Below are 21,853 nucleotides of genomic sequence, written 5' to 3'. Positions count from 1 at the left end.
GAAACGTGGTGCCGGCTAAACTTTTTTACAAAAGCGTACACCACGGCTGATGATATTTATAATGGGGTGGGCCCAGAGGATGTATCCAGAGCATTAATTCCATTGGCCTCTTCGTGGGCCAAAATCAGAAACCTTCCCGTATCGTCCGCATGATCCCGCAGCTGATTTAGATCATTGGCGACCATCGCTGGCGCGAATATCCAATCACGTGTCTTGGGCCCGTAAGCGGTCGGACCGCCTCCGGGACGGCCGGGCTGGTCTAGAAAGCCGAGCTTGGATAGTGTCTCAGTTTGAAATTTGAATCGATCGACAAATCGTCCAATAGACCACCAGGTGGGTAGCTCCGAACATGGCGAACGTGGCGAAAAAGACTCCGATGAAAGCGAGGTAGGGATACCAGGTCATCATCGGCTCATCACCATCGTTCTCTCGGAGTTTTTCGAAAACCGATTTCCAAGTAGCGATGAAGCGTAGCCCTGTCCAAAGAGCGGCCCATGCAACAACGAAATCAAGGGGCCAGCCACTGGCAGCGAAATAAATTGGGCCGATAAGAGACAATAATGGAACAAAGATGTTCATTGAGTGCTGCGCTTTTTATACGGCCCGCGCGGCCCCGGTTTCGGCGCAAGGGCGTCCATCTTCTCGCAAAGGTCATCCATAGACCAGCGCGTCTTGGACACGCCAGCAGCCATTGCCGGCGTCATTTTCAGCTTACCGAAGGGTTGCTCGATAAGAACGCTAAACGCGCTCTTCCCTACCCGGAGCAGCTTGACCTTTTCCCCAACGGATAGCGGCGGCCTTTTTTGCAATTTCCTTGCGTTCTCTCGCTGTAACATTGCGAGCGCGGGCCTTCCCGCCCTTCGAACCAACTTCTTTGGCGGCGGCGCTCTTGCCGTCTGGCGCGTCGTCGCTTTCTTCGCCGCGCGCAATGCGCATGACGCGGACGGCATTGCCGATCACATCGGCTGGTCGCTTCTGGCCTTTAGGTCCGGTGGACATGAAATCTCCAAATGCTGGCGAAGAGGTAAGGAGTGAGCTGCCTTTTCTCACTCGGTGCCCAAAGATCCTGGGCGCGGTCAGCATTACCCTCTGGAACGTCCTGCGAGGCTAGACTAATTTGGCACTGTGGGGCGGTTCGGCTCACCACGCGGTCGCGTGGCGGAGACCGGTGCGAGAAGCAGCCGAGCGCCGCCGATCGTCACTTTTGATTGACAGTCCACTTGCCGAAAGACGGCGCCCAAGAATAACGGCGTATAAACCGCAGTCCTGTGCGCGTCCCTGACAATGACGATTGTCGCGCGCAGGACGGAGGAAATTCGCCTCCGCCGCGGGCGGTGATCAGGACAGCCGTAGGAGCGTCAGCATAGCGCCGGCCGCAGGACGGGACGCGGGACCGACTGTTCCCGCCCGCGGTGGTCGGCATGAGGCCTGTGAATGGCCATTCCACATCGTGACATATCTTTGGTGCGTGCCTGAGTATACTGTCGGACGCCTGCTGCCACATTTCGACCTGGATCGTCCGTGCGTGCACCCCGTCCTAAGTGCACGCCATCGCCGCCGTTCGCCGGCCGAGCTAAAGCTACACCTTTCCTTCCTGATAAAAATCCGCCTACGCAGAACCTATGCTGAGTTCGTAGCTTCACCGGAAGATCGAGCCGTGAGGCGGCCCGTGCCCATTCGTCAGGAAATTACTGCAGAACGCATTGAGCGTGCGCTCGACCGGGTGGCGGAAATCATCGTTGCGCGAGGCCAACAGGGTGAGGTGTTGCTTCCACTATACGACCATCTGGAACGAGCCCTGCAGGATCACCAGGCCAAGGAACAACGTCTCGCAGCGGTGCGCCAGCGCGTCATACGATCGCGGGATCGAACGGCAGTGCGATCTTCATGAGTTCCTCCTGCCACATCTTCATGTCGCCACCCTCGCCGTATCTCGGGCGATCGATCGTATGCCCCATCAGCATACGGCGAAGCTCTTCATCCAGCCGGGCGTTTTTCATCCGGTCTTCAAATGAGTGGCGCAGCGAGTAGAGGGTGTGCTCGTTCGTCGGAAACAGACCGTGCTTCTTGAAATGTTTGTTCACCGCGGCCGACAGCTGAGCTTCGCGATCCTTGTATCGGGGAAAGCCTTCCGGATGCCTCTTGAATACCTCAAGCGCTACGCCGACCAAGGGTACCCTGCGCACAGACGATTCCGTCTTGATCTCCCGCGGGTCCTCAGGGTCCTCCCTAGGCTCGACAGAGATATGAGGCACTTCGTGATCGAGATGGATGACACCGGCATGCAGGTTTGCGAGTTCGCTCGGCCGGCATCCTGTCTCGACGAACGCCAGGACGATACCTCTAGCCTGATCGTTGAGCTGCGCCAAAGCGCCGGGCGCCAGAATCGTGTCCTTGATCCAGTCGGTCGGGAACGGCGGCCGGGTGCGTTTTGATTTATCCTTGAACGAGAGGTCCGCAAACGGGTTCTTCTGTTCGGGAAAGCCAAGATGGCGGTAGTAGTCGCCATACAGCGTTCGGAGGTTGCCCATGTTGCGGTTGCCGGTCGACGCCGAACGGTCGCCCGGTCCCTCCTCCGGCGCGACCCGGTCCAGCCAGTATTTGTGGACCTTGCGCGCGTCCTCACGAGTGATCCGGCTCATGGGCTTGTCTTCGACCAATTCGATGAACACGTCGACGCTCATCTTGCGCTTGGCCTTCCAGCGCTTGCGCTGATCAGGGCTTTTCGTACGCAGCTCGTCTCGGACTATTTCGGTGAAGTACAGCTGAAGCGCATCGGATATCTTGTCGTCTGGAGGCGCCACCATGCCTGTGACCGCGTCAACGATGGCAGATTTCGCCGGTTCCGGGACAGTGCTCTCGACACGCCGCATGATGGTCTCGAGCGGTTCGGAGGCGAGGATCTCGCCGAGTGGGCGATAAACGAATCCTAGCGATTCCGCTCGCTTCACCGCCAGCTTGTAGCGGGCTCGCGCCGCTTGAGGGTTTTCCCCGAGCAGCAATGCCGCCCAGAGCCCGTTATCCGCTGCTTCGTGGAGGTCGCGCGCGGTTCTAGCCTTTGATCTGTCCCGCGTGTCGAGCGATCGACGCACGAACTGCCCACGATCATCAAGGCCCCGGAGTTCGGTGGGTACCCTCCGCCTGTAATGGAAATAGCCGCCCCTCAGATGCAGGTAGCGGTCAGGATCGTCGCCTTCTCGCCGTCGTCCCATGGGTTCAGATTGTTTTTGTATCACAATAGGTAGCACAATTTGTGACACAAAACTGCGTTTGGAGCAAGCATGGCGCTTGCGTTTAAGCATTTAACGAAGGAAACTCAACGGCTTACGGGAAAAGCCGATGGTACCGTTGGCTGGGCTCGAACCAGCGACCCCCAGATCCACAATCTGGTGCTCTAACCAACTGAGCTACAACGGCACGCGTGACTGAGCTGGATCGAGGTGAAGCGTCTTTCTCCGTGATCCGCCCTGTCGTTCGGCGATGCGTCAAATACGGGCTATCGGATTCTAATTCAAGGGCCTTGATGAGGTAAAGGACGGGTTTCCTCATCCGCCTAGTTCAAGGCAAAGAAAAGGCCGGCGGGAGGAGGTGCCGGCCTTTTCCTGTTCCGAGCCAGCGGGAGGAGGTGCTGGCTGGTCACCCCGGAGACGGAGGGAGGAGGTTCCATCCCCGGGTATCTGGTTATTCAACCCTATCGCACGACTATTTGTCTGACGAAATGCGACGTTTTGATGCATCGCAGGGTTGCGCGCCGAAATCAGGCAGCCTTGACGTCCTTTATCGCCTTCTCGAAGGCGGTCTTGACCGGCTTGGAGACATCCTCGACCGCCTTGGTGGCAACGGTCTGGAACTCCTTGGCCTGCTCGACGGCCATTTCGACGCGCTTGCGCAGGAACGCAGTCTGCAGTTCGACGACTTCCGAAAGGGTCTTGGCGCCGACAAGGGCTTCGAGGTGCGAGAAATTGGCCTCGGCATTGGCACGCAGCGCGGCGATGGCCTTCAGCGAAACGTCGCTGGAAACGGTCTTGGCGGTCTCGTAGGTCGACTCCAGAACCTTCTGGGTCTCCTCGGCGCCGGTCTTCAGCTTGGCGTAGGCTTCCTTCGACTGCTCGACGCCCTTCTCGGCGAAGGCGCGGATCTGGTCGGTGGCCTTGGAAGCGTCGAAGCTCGGGAATTCGACGTTTTCGATGGTCTCTGCGGTCTTGGCAGTGGTCTTGGACATTTTCCAACCTTTTCAGGATAGCGGCTTTGACAGAAAGCCGTCTCGTTCATGTATGGTAGCAATATATAGATTTTTTTGTGCGTTGCAATATCTTTGTTGCAGTGCACCATAAAAATCTTCCCGTACGTCAGCCGTAAGTGCCGTTAACCACGAGCCCAGAGATTTCGACCGATGCAAGCCTAGGCTTGTGGACCTCAAGGCCATGGGCTTTTATTAACAAAGCGTTAACTGAAAATGCCCGCTCTGGAGGGTCGGCCAGCGCATGCCGCCTGAAAACTACTCCTTCCTCGACGTCGCCGTGCTCGACGCGGTGCGCCAGCGCTTTGCCGCGGGCGATGCCTTGGCCATTTTTTCAGCCGACCTCGAACAGGTGATCTGGGCGAACGGTCCGGGGGCGTCGGTGTTCGGTTATCCGGATATCGAAGCCATTATCGGCACCTCGGCGCAGCTGCCGCTGGTCGCCCGGCGGCAGATCATGGCGACCAGCGGTTTTCCGGATATCGGCAGCGACCGCGCCATCACGGTGAGGCTGGCCACCGGCATGGTGAGCCGCGCCGTCGGCTTCCTGGCCAGCGCCGTAACGATGCCGGACGGCGAGAAGGCAATCCTGCTCGCGGTACCGGCGGCGCGGACGAGCTCGCGTAGCGCCGGCGAAATCGCCGGCCGCGCCATCGGCGGTTTCACCGAGGCCGGGCATTTCATCGCCTTCGTCGACGCTCAAGGCGAGGTCGAAGCAGCCTCGGACGGCTTCGCGGCGCTCGGCATCGAGCCGCGGACGCTGGCGGCCCTGGTTGCGGATGTGGCAAGCAGCGGCGACCGCATCGTCAAGCGCCTCGTGCCTGGCGCCGATACCGCCTACCCGGCCGGTTTTGCGCGGCTCACCGACACGCGCCATCTGCTGGTGGTGATCGACGAGGATCAGCTCGACGACTTCGATGGCGGCCAAGGAGATCGATCGACCACCGACCAGGGCGATCAGACCAGCGATCTAAAGGTTGCGCCCGAGTCCCAGTCCGCCCCGGACAGCCCTGTGCCGGCCGCGGCTGCCGGTGAAAAGGCAGAGCCGGCCCCAGACGCACGGCCGGACGCTGAAAGCCGTAGCTTGGCCGAGCAGCGGCCCATTCAGCCCGGCCGTCAGGCCGACGCCACCGACTCCAGCCGGGAGCCCGCCGATGCCGGAGCCGGCCAGCACGACCATTGGTATTTCAATGCCGGCGACGACGGCGCCGGGCATGCTCAACCGGCAGCGCCGGCGAAGGACGAACCGGAGGGCGCCGCCACGGCCGAAGGCCAAGGACAGGACGGCGCCGAAGCCGCCGAAGCCGAAACCGCCAAATCAGCCCGGCCGGCCCCGCCCCGCGACATCGATCGCTCCGCGCCGCCGCTGCGCTTCGTCTGGCGCACCGACGCCGAAGGCAGGTTCAGCGCGCTGTCGCCGGAATTCGCCGACATCGTCGGCCAGCCTGCCGCCGATGTGATCGGCCGCCGCTTCAGGGATGTCGCCGCCACTTTCGGTCTCGACGCCTCGGGCGAGATCGCCGGCCTGCTCGACCGGCGCGATACCTGGTCCGGCCGCTCGGTGCTGTGGCCGGTGGCCGGAACCGGTCTGAAGATCCCCGTCGATCTGGCGGCGCTGCCCGTCTATGGCCGCAGCCGCGCCTTCGAAGGTTTTCGCGGCTTTGGCGTTGCGCGCAGCGCTGACGCCGTGGTCGATCCCGAAGCGCTGGGGATGGCCCTGGTGCCGAATGCCGCCCGGACTGAGGCCGCCTCCGGCGGGACCGAACCGCCAGCCGAGCAGCCGGCGGAGCGGACGCCGCCGGAACAGCCGAAGCCCCAAGACCCGTTCCAGGGCGAAGTGCCGGCGCTGAGCATCGTGCCGAAGCCGGAGCGGCGCTTCGCCGACAAGGTGATAAGGCTGGCCGAGCATCGCCATCCGGCCAACGACAAGCAGCCGGGAACCGACACGCCGGCAAATCAGAAGAGCCTGTCGGTCCTCGAGCGCAGCGCCTTCCGCGAGATCGGCGAGCGGCTGCGCAAGGACAGCTCTGCCCCTGCCGAGCCGAATGCCCCCGAAGCCGACAAACGGCCCGATGCGGCGGCCGCCGGCGAGGACACGGCGGCGGTGAAGAAACCGGCCAACGAAGCGAGGGCCGACGCAAACCAACCGCTTCCGCCTGACGCGGCGAAGCACGACGATTCCGCGCGGCAAGCAAGCCCGGCATCCGCACCGGAAGCGTCGGAAGCCGATGACGCGAAGGCCGATGCGGAAACCGCGGAGGCGCAGACCGAGGCGGAGGACCAGGAAGACCTGGCGCGGCTCAACGGCATCGAGGACGCCGCCGAGATGGGCGCCGCCGGCCAAACCGGGAGCTCGGCCGGTTCCGGCTCGCTGCTCCACTACGCTGAAGAGGAAAAATCTGCCGAGGAAATTGGAGGCGCGCCGGTTTCCCAGCCCGAACAGGCAGAGGACGCCCGGCAGGCTGCCGTGGAGCCGCAGCAGCCGGTCGCTACCGGGCAGCCCGTCTCCGAGGCGACGGCCGACGACGACAGCATGACTGCCGACGATTTCCGCGATGCGCAGGACAATGAGGATTGGGCAGGCTCCGACGTGGATGCCGCCAAGGCAGCGGAAGAACAGCCGGAAGAGGCGCGGCCGCGCCTCGACGTGCCGCCCCTCAAACCGTCGGGTTTCGTGCCGTCCGCGTTTTCGACCGGAGAGGAAGCCAAGGCACCCGATACATCCATCATCGCCAGGCTGCCGGTGCCGCTGCTCATCCATTCGGGCGATGTGCTGCACTATGCCAATGACGCTTTCCTCGAACTCACCGGCTACGACGCGCTGGACGATCTCGCGGATGCGGGAGGCCTGGGCGCGCTCTTTGCCGATCCCTATGCCGAGGACACCGCGGCGGACGAAAGCGACCACTCGCTGAAGCTCAAGACCCGCCAGGGCCAGGAATTCCCGATCGACGCGCTGCTGCGTTCCGTACCGTGGCGCGGCGGCAGGGCGCTGATGCTGGTGGTGCGGCGCTCCGGCGAGGACGACGCGGCGGCGCATTTCACCGCCGCCAATGACGAACCGGCGCTGCAGCCGGACGTGCCGGAACTGAAATCGCGCATCGCCGAGATGCGCACCATCATCGACACCGCTACGGACGGGGTCGTGCTGATCGGCCGCGACGGCAACATCCGCTCGATCAGCCGGCCGGCGGAAGCGCTGTTCGGTTTCGACAGCGACGAGGTCGCGGGCAAGCCGTTCGCCTCGCTGTTTGCCATAGAAAGCCAGCGCGCGGCGCGCGACTATCTCGCCGGCCTTTCGGAGCCGGGTGTCGCGAGCGTCTTGAATGACGGCCGCGAGGTCATCGGCCGCGAGGCGCAGGGGCGTTTCATCCCGCTGTTCATGACCATCGGTCGGCTGCCCAACGACAGCGGCTTCTGCGCCGTCGTGCGCGACATCACGCAATGGAAGCGGGCCGAGGAAGACCTGACGCAGGCACGCGCGGTGGCAGAGCGCGCCTCCTCGCAGAAGACGGATTTCCTGGCCCGCATCAGCCACGAGATCCGCACTCCGCTCAACGCCATCATCGGCTTTTCCGAGCTGATGGTGGACGAGAAATTCGGTCCGATCACCAACGACCGCTACCGCGACTATCTGCGCGACATCAACCGCTCGGGCAATCATGTGCTCGACCTTGTCAACGACCTGCTGGACATCTCCAAGATCGAGGCCGGCCAGCAGGAGATGGATTACGAGGCGGTGTCGCTCAACGATACGCTGGCCGAGACGGTGGCGATGATGCAGCCGCAGGCCAATCGCGAACGGGTCATCATCCGCTCCAGTTTCGCCTCGCGGCTCCCGGAAGTGGTGGCGGATCTGAGAAGCGTGCGCCAGATCGCCCTCAACATCCTGTCCAACGCCATCCGCTACACCCAGGCCGGCGGCCAGGTGATCGTCTCGACCGCTTACGAAGCCTCGGGCGACGTCGTCATGCGCGTGCGCGACACCGGTATCGGCATGACCCAGGCCGAGATCGAGCAGGCGCTGAAGCCGTTCAAGCAGATCAATGCGTTGAAGCGCGGACGCGGCGACGGCACCGGCCTTGGCCTGCCCCTCACCAAGGCCATGGTGGAGGCGAACCGCGCCCGTTTCGCCATCACCTCCACACCAGGCGAAGGAACCCTGGTCGAGGTCGGCTTCCCCTCGACGCGCGTGCTCGCCGAATAACTTTACAGGAAAGGTTCGGCCAAAGAAAAAGGCGTCCAAGAGGACGCCTTGAGAAATGGGATGCTGTCACAACGGGGGCTTGAGCTGAACCTCAGGGGATGAGGAACGGGATTTCTCCCTCAAGTTACACGCGACTATCGGGGTCGTCCCTTAACAACTCCTTACCGGGCCGCGAAAAAATTTACGAATGTGTACCACCCGTGAAATCTAGGTAAATTCGCCGGATAGATTTCGTTAACCACATCGGTCAGCTTGCCAGTTGCGGCAGGTCGCGAAACAGCTCCAGCGCCTCGGGATTGGCGAGCGCTTCCTTGTTCTTCACGGCGCGACCGTGAACCACGTCGCGTACGGCCAGCTCGGTGATCTTGCCCGACTTGGTGCGCGGGATGTCGGTGACAGCGACGATCCTGGCCGGCACGTGACGCGGGCTGGCGCCGGAGCGGATCCTGGCGCGGATGCGCTTTTCCAGATCCTCGTCCAGGGTAACGCCTGCGGCCAGCCGCACGAAAAGCACGACACGGACATCATTGTCGAAATCCTGGCCGATGCAGAGCGCCTCGAGGATTTCCGGCATCTGCTCGACCTGGTTGTAGATTTCGGCCGTGCCGATCCGGACCCCGCCCGGATTGAGCGTGGCATCCGAGCGGCCGTGGATGATCATGCCGCCATGTTCTGTCCATTCGGCGAAGTCGCCATGGCACCAGACATTGTCGAAACGCTCGAAATAGGCCGCGTGATATTTCTTGCCTTCCGGGTCGTTCCAGAAGCCGATCGGCATCGAGGGGAAGGCCTCGGTGCAGACCAGCTCGCCCTTCTCCTGCCGGACAGGCTTGCCGTGATCGTCCCACACGTCGACCGCCAGGCCAAGGCCAGGGCCCTGGATCTCGCCGGTCCAGACCGGCTCGGTCGGCACGCCGAGCACGAAGCAGGAGACGATGTCGGTGCCGCCCGAGATCGAGGCCAGATGCACGTCCTTCTTGATGCCGTCATAGACGAAGCGGAAATCCTCCGGCGACAGCGGCGAGCCGGTGGAGGAGATGGTGCGCACGCTCGACAGATCGTGGCTCGCGATCGGCTTCAGACCGGCCTTGCGCACCGAATCGATGAATTTGGCCGAGGTGCCGAAATAGGTCATCTTCTCGGCATCGGCGAAATCGAACAGCGCGTTGCCGTCGGGATAGAAAGGCGAGCCGTCATAGAGCAGCAGCGTCGCGCCGGCGGCGAGGCCCGAGACAAGCCAGTTCCACATCATCCAGCCGCAGGTGGTGAAATAGAACAGGCGATCGCCGTCGAGCAGGCCGGCATGCAGCCGATGCTCCTTGACGTGCTGGATCAGCGTGCCGCCTGCCGAATGCACGATGCATTTCGGAATGCCGGTCGTGCCCGAGGAAAACAGGATGTAGAGCGGATGCGCGAAGGGCAGCCGCTCGAAGCTGACGGTCCTTGCGGCAAAGGGCGAGAGCGCATCTTCGAGCGCGGCCGCCCTGTCGATGGTGGCGGCGACGTCCTGAGAGGTGCCGAGATAGTCGACGATCAGCACCTTGCGCAGCGTGCCAAGCTTCGCCGCTACCGCGCGGACCTTGTCGGCCACCTCGATCGCCTTGCCATTGTACCAATAGCCGTCGGGCGCGATGAAGACGACCGGCTCGATCTGGCCGAAGCGGTCGAGCACGCCCTGCTCGCCGAAATCGGGAGAGCATGACGACCAGACCGCGCCGATCGAGCTTGCCGCCAGCATCGCGGCGATGGTTTCGGGCATATTCGGCATCATGGCGGCGACGCGGTCGCCGGCCTTGACGCCGAGCGCCAGGAAAAGCTGCTGCAGCCGCGAGGTCAACGCATGGAGCTCGTTCCAGGAGAGCCGCCGCTCGACCTTGTCCTCGCCGCGAAAGACGATGGCCAGGCCGCCGCCGGTCTTCTGCAAAAGGTTCTCGGCGAAATTGAGCCTGGCGTCGGGGAAGAAGCTGGCGCCGGGCATCCGCTCGCCGTCGACGAGGTGCCGCTCGCCCTTGTCGCCGACAAGCCCGCAGAAATCCCAGACCAGGCTCCAGAAGGCTTCGCGGTTGTCGATCGACCAGCGATGGAGTTCGGCATAGGAGGAGAAGGAAAGCGCAGCCTTCGCTTCCGCGGCCTTCATGAACGCGGTTAGGGGCGCTGCGTCGATGCGCTCCTGCGTCGGGGTCCACAAAGGTGTGTCGGCGGCCATCATCGCTCCTCCCAAAGCGTCGCGTTCGAGCCAGTTAAGCTCATCGTCGCCTGTGCCATCGTCCCAGAAACGGCGCGCGATTGCGGATCGGGATCGTGCAGCCCGCTTATGCATATTGCAGCGCAGCAGAGCAAGATTTTGTTCGGACGAGCCGTGGCTGCCGCTGCGCAAATGCCATCGCAAGGCCATAAAGACTTGAAAAGCGTCGGCGCTCGGTTACACCCGTCGGGCGATTTGTCGGCAATGAAAGCATACGGGGCGACATGCCATCATCTCTGATCCGGCGCGGGGTGTGGGCGATCGGCGTTGCCGTGCTCGTCATCGCGCTCGCGGTCGCGGCGCTGCCGCTGATTGCCTCGACCCGCATCGTACGCGACCGCATCGCCTGGGAGTTGAGTGCCTGGAGCGGCTTCAGGGTCACGATCGACGGCTCGCCGCGCATCGAGGTGTGGCCAAAGTTCCGGGCCATCCTCAGCGACGTGACGCTGTCGCAGTGGACCGAGACCGAAACACCGCCGGTGGTCGAGGCCGACCGGGTGGAAGTCGATCTCTCCGCCATGGCGGCCTTGCAGGGCAACGTCGCCTTCTCGACCGCAAGGCTGGTGCGCCCGACGATCAGGGTGCAGCGCACGGCGAGCGGCTTCTATCTGCCGCCGCTTCCGACCGGGGGGCGCATCACGCGCTCGATCGACACCGCGCGCGGTGTGGTCACCGCCAACCCGCAGAAGCCGGATCTCGGCAAATTGCCGTCCGATCCGTTCGGCACCGTCGAATTCCGCGATGGCCGCGTTGTGACTTCGGTTGACGGCAAGGAGGCCGAAATCCTGAGCAGCCTGAACGGCCAGGTCAATTGGGAAGCGATGAACAGCGATGCATCGCTGACCGCGACCGGAATCTGGCGCGGCGAAAGCGTGCAGCTCGATTTCTCCTCGGTGAAACCGCTGGTGCTGTTTGCCGGAGGGGCAGCTCCCGTCACCCTCTCCTTCAAGGCGGCGCCCGCGACATTCTCCTTCGAGGGAACAGCCTCGATGTCGGACAACGCCTATCTGGACGGCCAGGCGAAGTTCGCCGCGCCGTCGCTGCGGCGCGTGCTGGAGTGGTCGCAGGCCGGCATCGCGCCGGGTGCTGCGATCGGCGCCGTCTCGGTCAGCAGCAAGGTGAATGCCTCTGCGGGGCGCGCGAAGTTCGAGAACACCACAGTCACGCTCAACAACAATCCGGGCATGGGAGCGCTGGATTTCTCCTTCGCCGATGGGCGCCCGGTGATTGCCGGCACGCTCGCCTTCGATACGCTGGATCTGAGATCTTTCCTGTCGGCTTTCACGCCTGTCGCGCCCGCCGGCGAGGACGGCCCCGGCGACATCGACACCAGCTTCGCCGACCGCATCAACCTCGACCTCAGGCTGTCGGCGGCCCATGCCACGGTAGGAGCAGTCCAACTTGCCGACGTCGCTGCCACCGCGCAGGTCAAGAACGGCCTTGCCGTGTTCGACATATCCGACGCGTCGGCTTTCAACGGCACCATCCAGAGCAGCCTGCGCTTCGACCGCAAGCCGGAAGGCACGCAGGTCGAGATGCGGCTCCTGGCATCGGATGTGGATACGGGAGCCTTCGCCACAGCAGCCGGAATGACGCGGCTGGTGCCGGCCGGCACGGGCACGGTATCGGTCATCCTCAAGGGGCCGGGCAAGGCCTGGAATTCCATCTTCGAGAATGCCGACGGATCGTTCTCGGCGACGTTCGGGCCGGGCATGCTCAAAGGGCTCGACCTGCCGGCCTTCCTCAAGCGCAACCAGCAAGGCGGCTTCTTCGCGCTTGACGACGTCGCCAACGGTTCGCTGCCGATCGAAGGGGCCGAGATCAAGGCGAGCATTTCGAAGGGCGTGGCCCGCCTGGACAAGGCCGAGATCAATGCCCAGAAATACAAGATCTGGCTGTCGGGCATTGCCTCCTATGTCGGACGTGGGCTGGCGCTCTCGGGCGGAGTGGTGCCCAGCGGACAGCCGGCGCAGCAGCCTCAGCAGGCCAACGGCCAGGCGGCCAGTCCGCCGCCCCCTCCGCCGAACCAGTCGCTGTTCTTCGTCGGCGGCAACTGGAGCGCGCCGTTCATCTCGCCGATCGCGCCCGGCATTTCAGGCCAGTAAATGCGGGGGGCGCCCGCCCCCGTCGCTCAACCGCGCTGCGCGGCCTGTTCGTCGAGCTGGCGTTGGATCTCGCGGCGCTTGTTGGCGATCGAGGCTATGATGACGCCGATCGCCACCACCGCGATCAGGATGGTGCAGGCGGCGTTGATTTCCGGGGTCACGCCGAGACGCACCTGGCTGTAGATCTTCATCGGCAGCGTGGTGGCGCCGGGACCTGAGGTAAAGCTCGCGATCACCAGATCGTCCAGCGAAAGCGTGAAAGCCAGCATCCAGCCGGAGATGATCGCCGGCAGGATCACCGGCAAGGTGATCTGGAAGAAGGTCTTCACCGGCGGAGCGCCGAGGTCCATCGCCGCCTCCTCCAGCGAGCGGTCGAACGTCACCAGTCGCGACTGCACGACGACGGCGACGAAGCACATGGTGAAGGTGATATGGGCGAGCGTCACCGTGACAAAGCCGCGGTCGAGCCCGACGGCGACGAAGAGCAAGAGCAGCGAGAGGCCGGTGATGACTTCCGGCATGACCAGCGGGGCAAAGACCATGCCCGAGAAGAGCACCCGCCCCTTAAAGCGCGTGTAGCGCGTCAGCGTGATGGCGGCGAGCGTGCCGAGCACGGTCGCGACCGTTGCCGAGATGACGCCGACGCGCGCCGTCACCCAGGTCGCGTCCATCAGGCCCTGGTTGTGAAACAGCGACACATACCATTTGGTCGAGAAGCCGCCCCAGACGGTGACGAGCTTGGATTCGTTGAAGGAAAAGACGATCAGAAGCACGATCGGCAGATAGAGGAAGGCAAAGCCCAGCACGATCGAGGTGATGTTGAAGCGGCTCCAGGTCGAGTTCATCTGCCCTGCTCCTGTGCCTTTGCCTGCGCCTGCTGGAAGAACATGATCGGAATGGTCAGCACCAGAAGCAGGATGACGGCCACCGCCGACGACACCGGCCAATCTCGGTTCGAGAAGAACTCGTTCCAGAGCGTCTTGCCGATCATCAGCGTCTGCGAGCCGCCGAGGAGGTCGGGGATGACGAACTCGCCGACTGCCGGGATGAACACCAGCAGGCAGCCGGCGACGACGCCGGGCAGCGACAGCGGGAAGGTGATCTTCCAGAAGGCGCCGGTCGGCGGGCAGCCGAGGTCCTGCGCCGCCTCGATCAGCGAATAATCCATCTTCTCAAGCGAGGAATAGAGCGGCAGCACCATGAAGGGCAGATAGGAATAGACGATGCCGATGAAGATTGCGGTGTAGGTGTTGAGGATGACCAGAGGCTGGCTGATCAGGCCGGTGGCGAGCAGGACCTGATTGAGCAGCCCCTCGGGCTTCAGGATGCCGATCCAGGCATAGACGCGGATCAGGAACGAGGTCCAGAAAGGCAGGATCACCAGCATCAGCAATGTCGGGCGGATCGTGGCCGGCGCGCGGGCCATGCCGTAGGCGATCGGATAGCCAACGATCAGCGTGAGTATCGTCGAGATTCCCGCGATGATCAGGCTCGTCACATAGGCGTTGAAGTAGAGCGCATCCTGAGTGAGCCAGGTGTAGTTGTCGAAGTTGAGCTCGCGGAAGCCGGCGAAGAATCCCGCGACGCCATCCTTGAAGTCGAGCACGGGCGTATAGGGCGGCATCGAGATTGCGGTCTGCGACAGCGAAATCTTGAAGACGATGATGAAGGGAACGAGAAAGAAGAACAGCAGCCAGAGATAGGGAATGATGATGACGAGGCGGTCGACGAAGCCCTTCGCCAATGTCATCGGCGGGGCTGCGGCGGTTTCGGTCGACGAGGATGCGGCAGCGGCGATGTTGGTCATGACCCGCTCCTACCTCGTCAAAACGACGCCGGCGTCTGGCCGGAAGGAGACCCAGGCGCGGTCGTTCCAGGTGAGCGGATCCTCGGTGATCCGCGAGGCGTTCAATGCGCTCGCCCGCACGATCTGGCCGTCGTCGAGCTTGATATGATAGACCGTCATGTCGCCGAGATAGGCGACGTCATAGACCTCGCCTTCGAGCACGTTGACGGCATCGGCCGGCTTTTTCGAGGAAACCTTGATCTTCTCCGGCCGGATCGCGAAGATGATGTCGGAGCCGGCAGCGGCGGCGCCGCCATTGTCGACGACGATCTGCGCTCCGGTCGCGCCGGTGATGCGGGTCGTGCTTGCCGTGCGCTCGGCAACCCTGCCTTCAAACATGTTCACATTGCCGACGAAATGCGCCACGAAGCGCGAGGTCGGCGCCTCGTAAATCTCGGCAGGCGTCGCGACCTGCATCACCTCGCCCTTGTCCATGATGGCGATGCGGTCGGCCATGGTCATGGCCTCCTCCTGGTCGTGGGTGACGACGACGAAGGTAAGGCCGAGTTCCTGCTGCAGGTCCATCAGTTCGAACTGGGTTTCCTCGCGCAGCTTCTTGTCCAAAGCGCCGAGCGGTTCGTCGAGCAGCAGAACCTTCGGTCGCTTGGCGACCGAGCGGGCAAGCGCGACGCGCTGGCGCTGGCCGCCCGAGAGCTGGTGCGGCTTGCGCTTGGCGAACTGCTCGAGCTTGACGAGCCTCAGCATCTCGGCCACGCGTTTTTCGATATCGGGCCCGGGCATGCCTTCCTGCTTCAGGCCGAAGGCAATGTTCTTCTCCACCGTCATATGCGGGAACAGCGCGTAGGACTGGAACATCATGTTGACCGGCCGCTTGTAGGGCGGAATGCCGCGCAGGTCCTGTCCGTCGAGCAGGATGCGGCCCGCGGACGGCTCCTCGAAGCCGGCGAGCATCCTCAGCAGGGTCGACTTGCCGCAGCCCGAAGCGCCGAGCAGGGCGAAGAATTCGCGCTCGAAGATGGTCAGCGACAGATTGTTGACGGCGATGAAATCAGCGAACTTCTTGGTGACCTTGTCGAACTGGATATATGGCTTGGCATTCGGGTCGTTCCATGGCGCGAAATCCCTGCGGATGCTGCCAAGCGATTTCATGATCTCCACTCCGTTACTTTCTTAAAAAATCCCCAAAAGAAAGCGACCCCGGCAGTTGGCTGCCGGGGCCGTGTCGCAATGCTCACTGGCCGGTGACTATCTTGGTCCAGGTGCGCGTGATGATGCGCTGCGTCTTGGGATCGTATGGCGCAACCGTATACAGCTTCTTCATCGTCTCTTCGTCCGGATAGACCGAAGGATCTCCCAGGATCGCCTTATCGACGAATTGCTGCGAGGCTTTGTTGCCGTTGGCATAGAGCACGTAATTCGACGATTTGGCGATGACTTCGGGCGTCATCATGTAGTTGATGAATTCGAGCGCGTCGGCGGCATGGGGCGCGTCCGCGGGGATCGCCATCTGGTCGAACCACATCTCGGCGCCTTCCTTGGGCACCGAATAGCCGATCTCGACGCCCTGCTTGGCTTCCACGGCGCGGTTGCGCGCCTGGAAGACGTCGCCCGACCAGCCGATCGCCAGGCAGATGTCGCCGTTGGCCAAGGCGTTGATGTATTCGGACGAATGGAACTTGCGGACATAGGGCCGCACCTTCAGCAACGCCTCCTCGGCCTTGGAAATGTCATCGGGAGAGGTGCTGTTGGGGTCGAGGCCGAGATATTTAAGCGCCGCCGGAATGACGTCGGTGGGAGAGTCCAGCACATAGACGCCGCAATCCTTCAGCTTGGCCAGCTTGTCCGGATTGAAGAAGACGTCCCAGCTGTCGATCTTGTCGGTGCCGAGCGCGGCCTGCACCTTCTTGACGTTATAGCCGAGGCCGACCGTGCCCCACATGTAGTTGACCGAATATTCGTTGCCAGGATCGTATTTGGCAGTACGCTCGGAAATGACGTCCCACATGTTGGAGATGTTGGGCAGCTTCGACTTGTCGAGCTTCTGGAACACGCCTGCCTGGACCTGGCGCGCCAGGAAGTTGGCGCTCGGCACGACCACGTCATAACCACTGCCGCCGGCAAGCAGTTTCGTCTCCAGGATCTCGTTGGAATCGAAGGTGTCATAAACGACCTTGATGCCCGTCTTCTTGGTGAAGTCGTCGATGATCGAGCTGTCGATATAGTCCGACCAGTTGTAGACGTTGACGACGCGGTCTTCGGCGTGGCCGCTTATTGTGAAAAGCGTCAGAAATGCCGACGTCGCCGAAAGCCAAAGCGCTTTGCGGATCATGTTGTTCTCCTTTGGTGAGTGTTCCCTTGCCGGCTCGTCGCGATATGGCGGGGCGGCTTTGGTTTGAGAGTATTGAGCTTTCTGGAGAGCGACAGGCGTGAACTCTTCACGCAAGGCCCAGTAACGGCATCAGGGTTCGAGACATTTTGGCCGCCCCGGCGAGGCACCCGGGCGGCGTCAACGGCATTCACCGTGGCGTATTGAGAGCTATGACGATGCTGTCCGGTCCCGAGCGGGCCGGCGGAGACACTTGGCAAGATACGCCTGTCTTGTTGTTGCCGTAGCTGCAGCCTGCCCGCCCGGCAACTGGGTTGTCAATGGGGGACGGCTGCCGGTCGTCAATTGGGCGACGGCAGGCCGGTGACGCCGGGACGTGTCGGCCGCGTCTGGCGCTTGAACTCCAGGCCTATGTGGATCAGCAGCGCCGTGACCACGACCGTGCCGCCGATGATGGTGCGCATCGACGGCACTTCGGAATGGACCAGCCAGACCCAGATCGGCCCAAGGATCGGCTCGAAGGTGCCGAGCAGCGCCGCGATCGCCGCCGGCACCAGGCGCGCGCCCATGGCGAAAAAGGCGAGGCCGACGCCAAGGTTGATGACGCCAAAGGCGAAGAGGAAGCCCATGTCGCGCCCCGGGACCGCGAATGCCGAGGCCTGGGAAGCGGCGAACGCACCGGCAAGCAGCGCGCCGAGACAGGTGGCCGGCACCATGCGTACATGGGCAAAGCGACGGGTGATCACCGTCGCCAGCGAAAACATCACCGCGATCATTAGCGCCAGGCCGTCGCCGATCGGCGACACGGCTCCGCCCAGGGATTCGGAGACCATGATGGCGACGCCGGCGATGACGGCGGCAATCGCGATCCAGGTCGCCGGACCGACCCGCTCGCGAAACAGGAGCCAGGCAAGGAGAGCCGCAAGCAGCGGCACGCCGGCCTGCATCAGGAGGATGTTGGCGACCGTGGTGTAGGCAAGCGCCACCACGAAGCTGGTCGAGGCGGTGGCGAAGCAGAAGGCGACGCCAAGGCCGGGCAGTCCCATGTGCCGAAAGAGGTTCAAGGTGCCGCGCCAACCGTCGCGCCAAAGCATGAATGCGATGAGAAAGGCCACGGCCCATAGCGAACGCCAGAACACCACGGTCCAGCTGTCGCCGATATGGATGAAACGGGCGATGGTGCCGCCGAAACTCCACATCAGCGCCGAAAGGAAGACCAGGAGCATGCCGATCCGCTCCTCGCGCGGCGAGACGGCCGGCAAGGCGGTGGAGGACGGGGCGGCGGGGGACGAGGCGGTATCGGTCATGTCGGATGACCGTCAGCGAGTTGCGTTCGACACGATGCACCAGGGACGACAAAGAACTGCGTCTCAATCGCGTAGCGCAAAAGCGTAAAACCGGCGTGATCCAGCGTCCGGCGAAGCTTGGGGCACATCCGGCGCTGTCATCCCTGGAAATCGAAGGCGCTGAGGCCCGTCACCATCTCGTCGAGGCCGAGCGGGCGCGTCACCGGCGGCTCGGCGCGCGCAAGACAGCCGACCCGCTCGCAGAGCCTGCAGGCGGGGCCTACCGGCGTGGCGGAGCCTTGCCCGGATTTGCCGGCGGCTCCGACCGGCAGCGCCGCGCCATAGACGATCTCGTCGCGGAAGCCGATATCGCAGCCGAGCAGAAGCGCGGTGCGACGCGGCCGTTCGGAGAAAGCGCCTTGCGGGCCTTCCAGCGTGCGGGCGATGCAAAGGAACTCGGCGCCGTCGGGCATTTCCACCGCCTCGACCAGGATCTGACCCGGCTGCGAGAAGGCCGCATGGATGGGAAGCTTGGGGCAGCCGCCGCCGAAGCGGCTCTGCGGATAGCCCTGGCTGCCGGCCTTGCGGAAGCGGTTTCCGGCATTGTCGACTTCCAGCATGAAGAACGGCACGCCCGACGCACCCTGCCGCTGCAGCATGGTCAGCCGGTTGGCCGCCTGCTCAAAAGAGACGCCGAAGCGGGAGCGCAAGACGTCGATGTCATAGCGAGCGCGAACGGCGACGGCGTGAAAAGCCTGATAGGGCATCATCAGCGCATGCGCGGCGTAGCGGCCGAGCTCGAAGCGGGCGAGCCGGCGCGCCTCGTCGGTGCCGAGCTTCAGCGCCTGGATTTCGCCGGCGATGGCCACCGACATGCGCATGAGGCTCGCCTCCATGGCGACTTCGCGCAGTTGGTCGAAAGGCGACAGCCGCTCGGACAGGAACAGACGCTGCGAATGGCGATCGTAGCGGCGGCGCCAGTTGGGCATGGTGGCGACCGGCAACACTTTGACGACAATGCCATGCTCACGCCTCAGCCAGGCCTTCAGCGCGCCGGACAGGTCGTCGCCGGGATCGAGGACCGATGTGAAAGCCTCCGCCTCCTCCTCCAGAGATGCGAAGTGGTTCGGCCGGCGCTCGAACACTTCGTGGACTTCGTCGGCTGGCAGGCGCGCGCCGGACAGCGCGGTTGCCTTGCCCTCCTTGGCCAGAAGCTGGTTGAGATCAGACAAGCGCTCAGCCTGCTCGCGATAGGCGCGAAAGAGCTTCACCATCGCCGCCGAAGCATTCGGCGCCGTCTCGGCGAGGTCGATCAGTTCCTGATCGCCGGGCAGCTCGCCAGCAAGAAGCGGATCGCTGAAGGCCTCGCGCAATGCCGCGATCGAGCCTTTTGTCTCACCCTGCAGTTCGTGCGGATCGACCTTGTAGACGGAGGCGAGCTTGAGAATGAGCTGCACCGTCAGCGGCCGCTGGTTGCGCTCGATCAGGTTGAGATAGGAAGGCGAGATGCCCAGCCCCTCGGCCATCGCCGTCTGGGTCAGGCTCCTGGCGTTGCGCAGCCGGCGCAGCCGCGGCCCGGCAAAGATCTTCTGGTCGGCCATCTCTGCCATCCTTGACAAGAATTTACATGAACGTCGAGTGCGGTGCCCGCTTCGCCGCTTTTACAATCGTGACAAATTTACAGAGCTAACTTGTCAATGACAACACAGCTTTTCCCTTATTTTTCGAAGGGTTTGCCGGTTTTTCTAGGTGCCTTTCGCGCTGCGATGTAAACGATGTCATACGCAGACGTCGCAGAATATGTCTTTGCAGCGCAGCGCCTGACACAGTTGCCAAGTGACCCGGAGTGACCAATGACCGATTTTTACAACCTCGTCCCCTGCGCGCCGGAAGGCCGTTTCGACGGCATCGAGCGCCCCTATTCGCCGGAGGACGTGAAGCGGTTGCGGGGCTCCGTGCAAATTCGCCAGACGCTGGCCGAGATGGGCGCGAACCGGCTGTGGAAGCTCATCCACGAGGAGGATTTCGTCAACGCGCTGGGCGCCATGTCGGGCAACCAGGCCATGCAGCAGGTTCGGGCCGGGCTGAAGGCGATCTATCTCTCCGGCTGGCAGGTCGCCGCGGATGCCAACACCGCCTCGGCGATGTATCCGGACCAGTCGCTCTACCCGGCCAATGCCGCACCGGAACTCGTCAAGCGCATCAATCGCACCTTGCAGCGCGCTGACCAGATCGAGACGTCCGAAGGCGGCGGGCTGTCGGTCGAGACCTGGTTCGCGCCGATCGTGGCCGATGCCGAAGCCGGCTTCGGCGGCCCGCTCAACGCCTTCGAGATCATGAAGGCCTTCATCGAGGCCGGCGCCGCGGGCGTCCACTATGAGGACCAGCTGGCGTCGGAAAAGAAGTGCGGCCATCTCGGCGGCAAGGTGCTGATCCCGACGGCGGCGCATATCCGCAACCTCAACGCGGCACGCCTTGCGGCCGACGTGATGGGTACGCCGACGCTGGTCGTGGCGCGCACGGACGCCGAGGCGGCGAAGCTGTTGACCTCCGATATCGACGAGCGCGACCGGCCCTTCGTCGACTACGACGCAGGCCGCACGGTCGAGGGCTTCTACAATGTGCGGAACGGCATCGAGCCTTGCATCGCGCGCGCCGTGGCCTATGCGCCGCATGCCGACCTGATCTGGTGCGAGACCTCGAAGCCGGATCTGGCGCAGGCCAGGAAATTCGCCGAGGGCGTGCATAGGCACCATCCGGGCAAGCTGCTCGCCTACAATTGTTCGCCGTCCTTCAACTGGAAGAAGAACCTCGACGACGCGACGATCGCGAAGTTCCAGAAGGAGCTCGGCGCGATGGGCTACAAGTTCCAATTCATCACGCTCGCCGGCTTCCACCAGTTGAACTTCGGCATGTTCGAGCTGGCGCGCGGCTACAAGGATCGCCAGATGGCCGCCTATTCGGAACTGCAGGAGGCCGAGTTCGCGGCCGAGGCCCACGGCTATACCGCGACCAAGCACCAGCGCGAGGTCGGCACCGGCTATTTCGACGCCGTGTCGATGGCGATCACCGGCGGCCAGTCCTCGACCACCGCCATGCATGAATCGACCGAGCACGCCCAATTCAGGCCGGCGGCCGAGTAACGGATAACAACCAGAGGAAGCGCCCGCAGGGCATCTACATCGAGGAGAAGAGCGATGGCATCGATAAGCCGCGTCAAGGAAAGGGCAGAAGAGCAATCGAGCGCGATGAGCGTCGACCAGCAGGCGACGATCCGCATGCTCGCCAACGATCTGCACAGGCTCAACCAGTCGGTCATGAAGGCAGTCGAGGCCGGCGTCTCGGTGGAGTTGGTGCGTTCGGCCAGGCACCATGGCGGCGACGGCAACTGGGGAGACCTTTTGATCCCGGTGATCGTTACCCAGCAGAGCCATACTTGACGTAACGTCAACAGTTTCGGCGATAGTCTTCCGTGCGCTATACGTTCGGGAGACTATCGCATTTTTTCGGTTTGCCTTCGTCGCCAAGAGGTACGACTTGCGCTGAATTCCGGAATTTCTTGCTATATTTTCGACCTCGACCGTTTCAGCTTGACACCGGCCGCGATCTCACCCAATTGTGCCTCAGGTTTCAACCC

General features: G+C 63.1%; 15 protein-coding genes and 1 tRNA gene. 4 read left to right on the top strand and 12 right to left on the bottom strand.

Features of this window, described 5'->3' with window-relative positions; all coding sequences use genetic code 11:
* Positions 1 to 285: 285 nt before the first annotated feature.
* The 5 genes from LB565_RS08260 to LB565_RS08240 all read right to left on the bottom strand — a co-directional run bounded on the left by LB565_RS08260 (position 286) and on the right by LB565_RS08240 (position 4,222).
* Positions 286 to 579: a hypothetical protein gene (locus LB565_RS08260; protein WP_224582660.1), complete on the bottom strand. Its 294-nt coding sequence runs from the start codon at positions 577 to 579 to the stop codon at positions 286 to 288.
* A gap of 159 nt (positions 580 to 738) precedes the next feature.
* Positions 739 to 999, bottom strand: coding sequence for an RNA-binding protein (locus LB565_RS08255; protein WP_224582659.1), 261 nt, complete (start codon positions 997 to 999; stop codon positions 739 to 741).
* A gap of 851 nt (positions 1,000 to 1,850) precedes the next feature.
* On the bottom strand, positions 1,851 to 3,302 hold the full coding sequence (locus tag LB565_RS08250) for a DUF6538 domain-containing protein (RefSeq protein ID WP_318012132.1): 1,452 nt from the start codon (positions 3,300 to 3,302) through the stop codon (positions 1,851 to 1,853).
* A 38-nt stretch (positions 3,303 to 3,340) separates the two neighbouring features.
* Positions 3,341 to 3,417: transfer RNA gene (locus LB565_RS08245), tRNA-His, on the bottom strand.
* Positions 3,418 to 3,757: 340 nt separating this feature from the next.
* Entirely contained in the window at positions 3,758 to 4,222 is a 465-nt protein-coding gene (locus LB565_RS08240; RefSeq protein ID WP_224515769.1) for a phasin, read from the bottom strand.
* A gap of 262 nt (positions 4,223 to 4,484) precedes the next feature.
* Here LB565_RS08240 and LB565_RS08235 point away from each other — a divergent pair, with 262 nt between their 5' ends.
* Positions 4,485 to 8,447 carry a PAS domain S-box protein gene (locus tag LB565_RS08235; RefSeq protein WP_224582656.1) on the top strand — a complete coding sequence of 1,321 codons (3,963 nt, stop codon included), beginning with the start codon at positions 4,485 to 4,487 and terminating at the stop codon, positions 8,445 to 8,447.
* 247 nt (positions 8,448 to 8,694) lie between these two features.
* Here the strand turns inward: LB565_RS08235 and LB565_RS08230 are convergent, their stop codons facing one another.
* Positions 8,695 to 10,653: an acetoacetate--CoA ligase gene (locus LB565_RS08230; protein WP_224582654.1), complete on the bottom strand. Its 1,959-nt coding sequence runs from the start codon at positions 10,651 to 10,653 to the stop codon at positions 8,695 to 8,697.
* Positions 10,654 to 10,916: 263 nt separating this feature from the next.
* Between LB565_RS08230 and LB565_RS08225 the strand changes: the two genes are divergently transcribed.
* Positions 10,917 to 12,797 (top strand): AsmA family protein, encoded by a 1,881-nt coding sequence (locus LB565_RS08225; protein ID WP_224582653.1) that lies wholly within the window; start codon positions 10,917 to 10,919, stop codon positions 12,795 to 12,797.
* Between the two features lie 26 nt (positions 12,798 to 12,823).
* On the opposite strand, the gene LB565_RS08220 is transcribed toward LB565_RS08225, so the two are convergent.
* From LB565_RS08220 to LB565_RS08195, 6 genes are all read right to left on the bottom strand, one after another.
* Positions 12,824 to 13,642, bottom strand: coding sequence for an ABC transporter permease (locus LB565_RS08220; RefSeq protein ID WP_224515774.1), 819 nt, complete (start codon positions 13,640 to 13,642; stop codon positions 12,824 to 12,826).
* Complete coding sequence (locus LB565_RS08215; RefSeq protein WP_224582651.1) at positions 13,639 to 14,604, bottom strand: ABC transporter permease subunit; 966 nt, start codon at positions 14,602 to 14,604, stop codon at positions 13,639 to 13,641. Before LB565_RS08215 ends, LB565_RS08220 begins: the two co-directional genes overlap by 4 nt.
* A gap of 9 nt (positions 14,605 to 14,613) precedes the next feature.
* A complete protein-coding gene (locus LB565_RS08210; RefSeq protein ID WP_224582649.1) occupies positions 14,614 to 15,753 on the bottom strand; it encodes an ABC transporter ATP-binding protein in 1,140 nt (379 codons plus the stop codon).
* Between the two features lie 82 nt (positions 15,754 to 15,835).
* The gene (locus tag LB565_RS08205) at positions 15,836 to 16,933 is read right to left on the bottom strand and encodes a polyamine ABC transporter substrate-binding protein (protein ID WP_224582648.1); all 1,098 of its coding nucleotides are present in this window, start codon (positions 16,931 to 16,933) and stop codon (positions 15,836 to 15,838) included.
* A gap of 338 nt (positions 16,934 to 17,271) precedes the next feature.
* A complete protein-coding gene (locus LB565_RS08200; RefSeq protein ID WP_224582646.1) occupies positions 17,272 to 18,237 on the bottom strand; it encodes a DMT family transporter in 966 nt (321 codons plus the stop codon).
* Between the two features lie 137 nt (positions 18,238 to 18,374).
* Positions 18,375 to 19,817 (bottom strand): short-chain fatty acyl-CoA regulator family protein, encoded by a 1,443-nt coding sequence (locus tag LB565_RS08195; protein ID WP_224582644.1) that lies wholly within the window; start codon positions 19,815 to 19,817, stop codon positions 18,375 to 18,377.
* A gap of 252 nt (positions 19,818 to 20,069) precedes the next feature.
* Here LB565_RS08195 and aceA point away from each other — a divergent pair, with 252 nt between their 5' ends.
* Positions 20,070 to 21,359 carry an isocitrate lyase gene (aceA, locus tag LB565_RS08190; RefSeq protein WP_224582642.1) on the top strand — a complete coding sequence of 430 codons (1,290 nt, stop codon included), beginning with the start codon at positions 20,070 to 20,072 and terminating at the stop codon, positions 21,357 to 21,359.
* Between the two features lie 54 nt (positions 21,360 to 21,413).
* Positions 21,414 to 21,656 carry a hypothetical protein gene (locus tag LB565_RS08185; protein ID WP_027168360.1) on the top strand — a complete coding sequence of 81 codons (243 nt, stop codon included), beginning with the start codon at positions 21,414 to 21,416 and terminating at the stop codon, positions 21,654 to 21,656.
* Positions 21,657 to 21,853 lie beyond the last annotated feature (197 nt).

The organism is Mesorhizobium sp. CA14 (assembly GCF_020165195.1).
Classification (GTDB): domain Bacteria; phylum Pseudomonadota; class Alphaproteobacteria; order Rhizobiales; family Rhizobiaceae; genus Mesorhizobium.
This window is presented reverse-complemented; position numbering and strand designations above follow the sequence as displayed.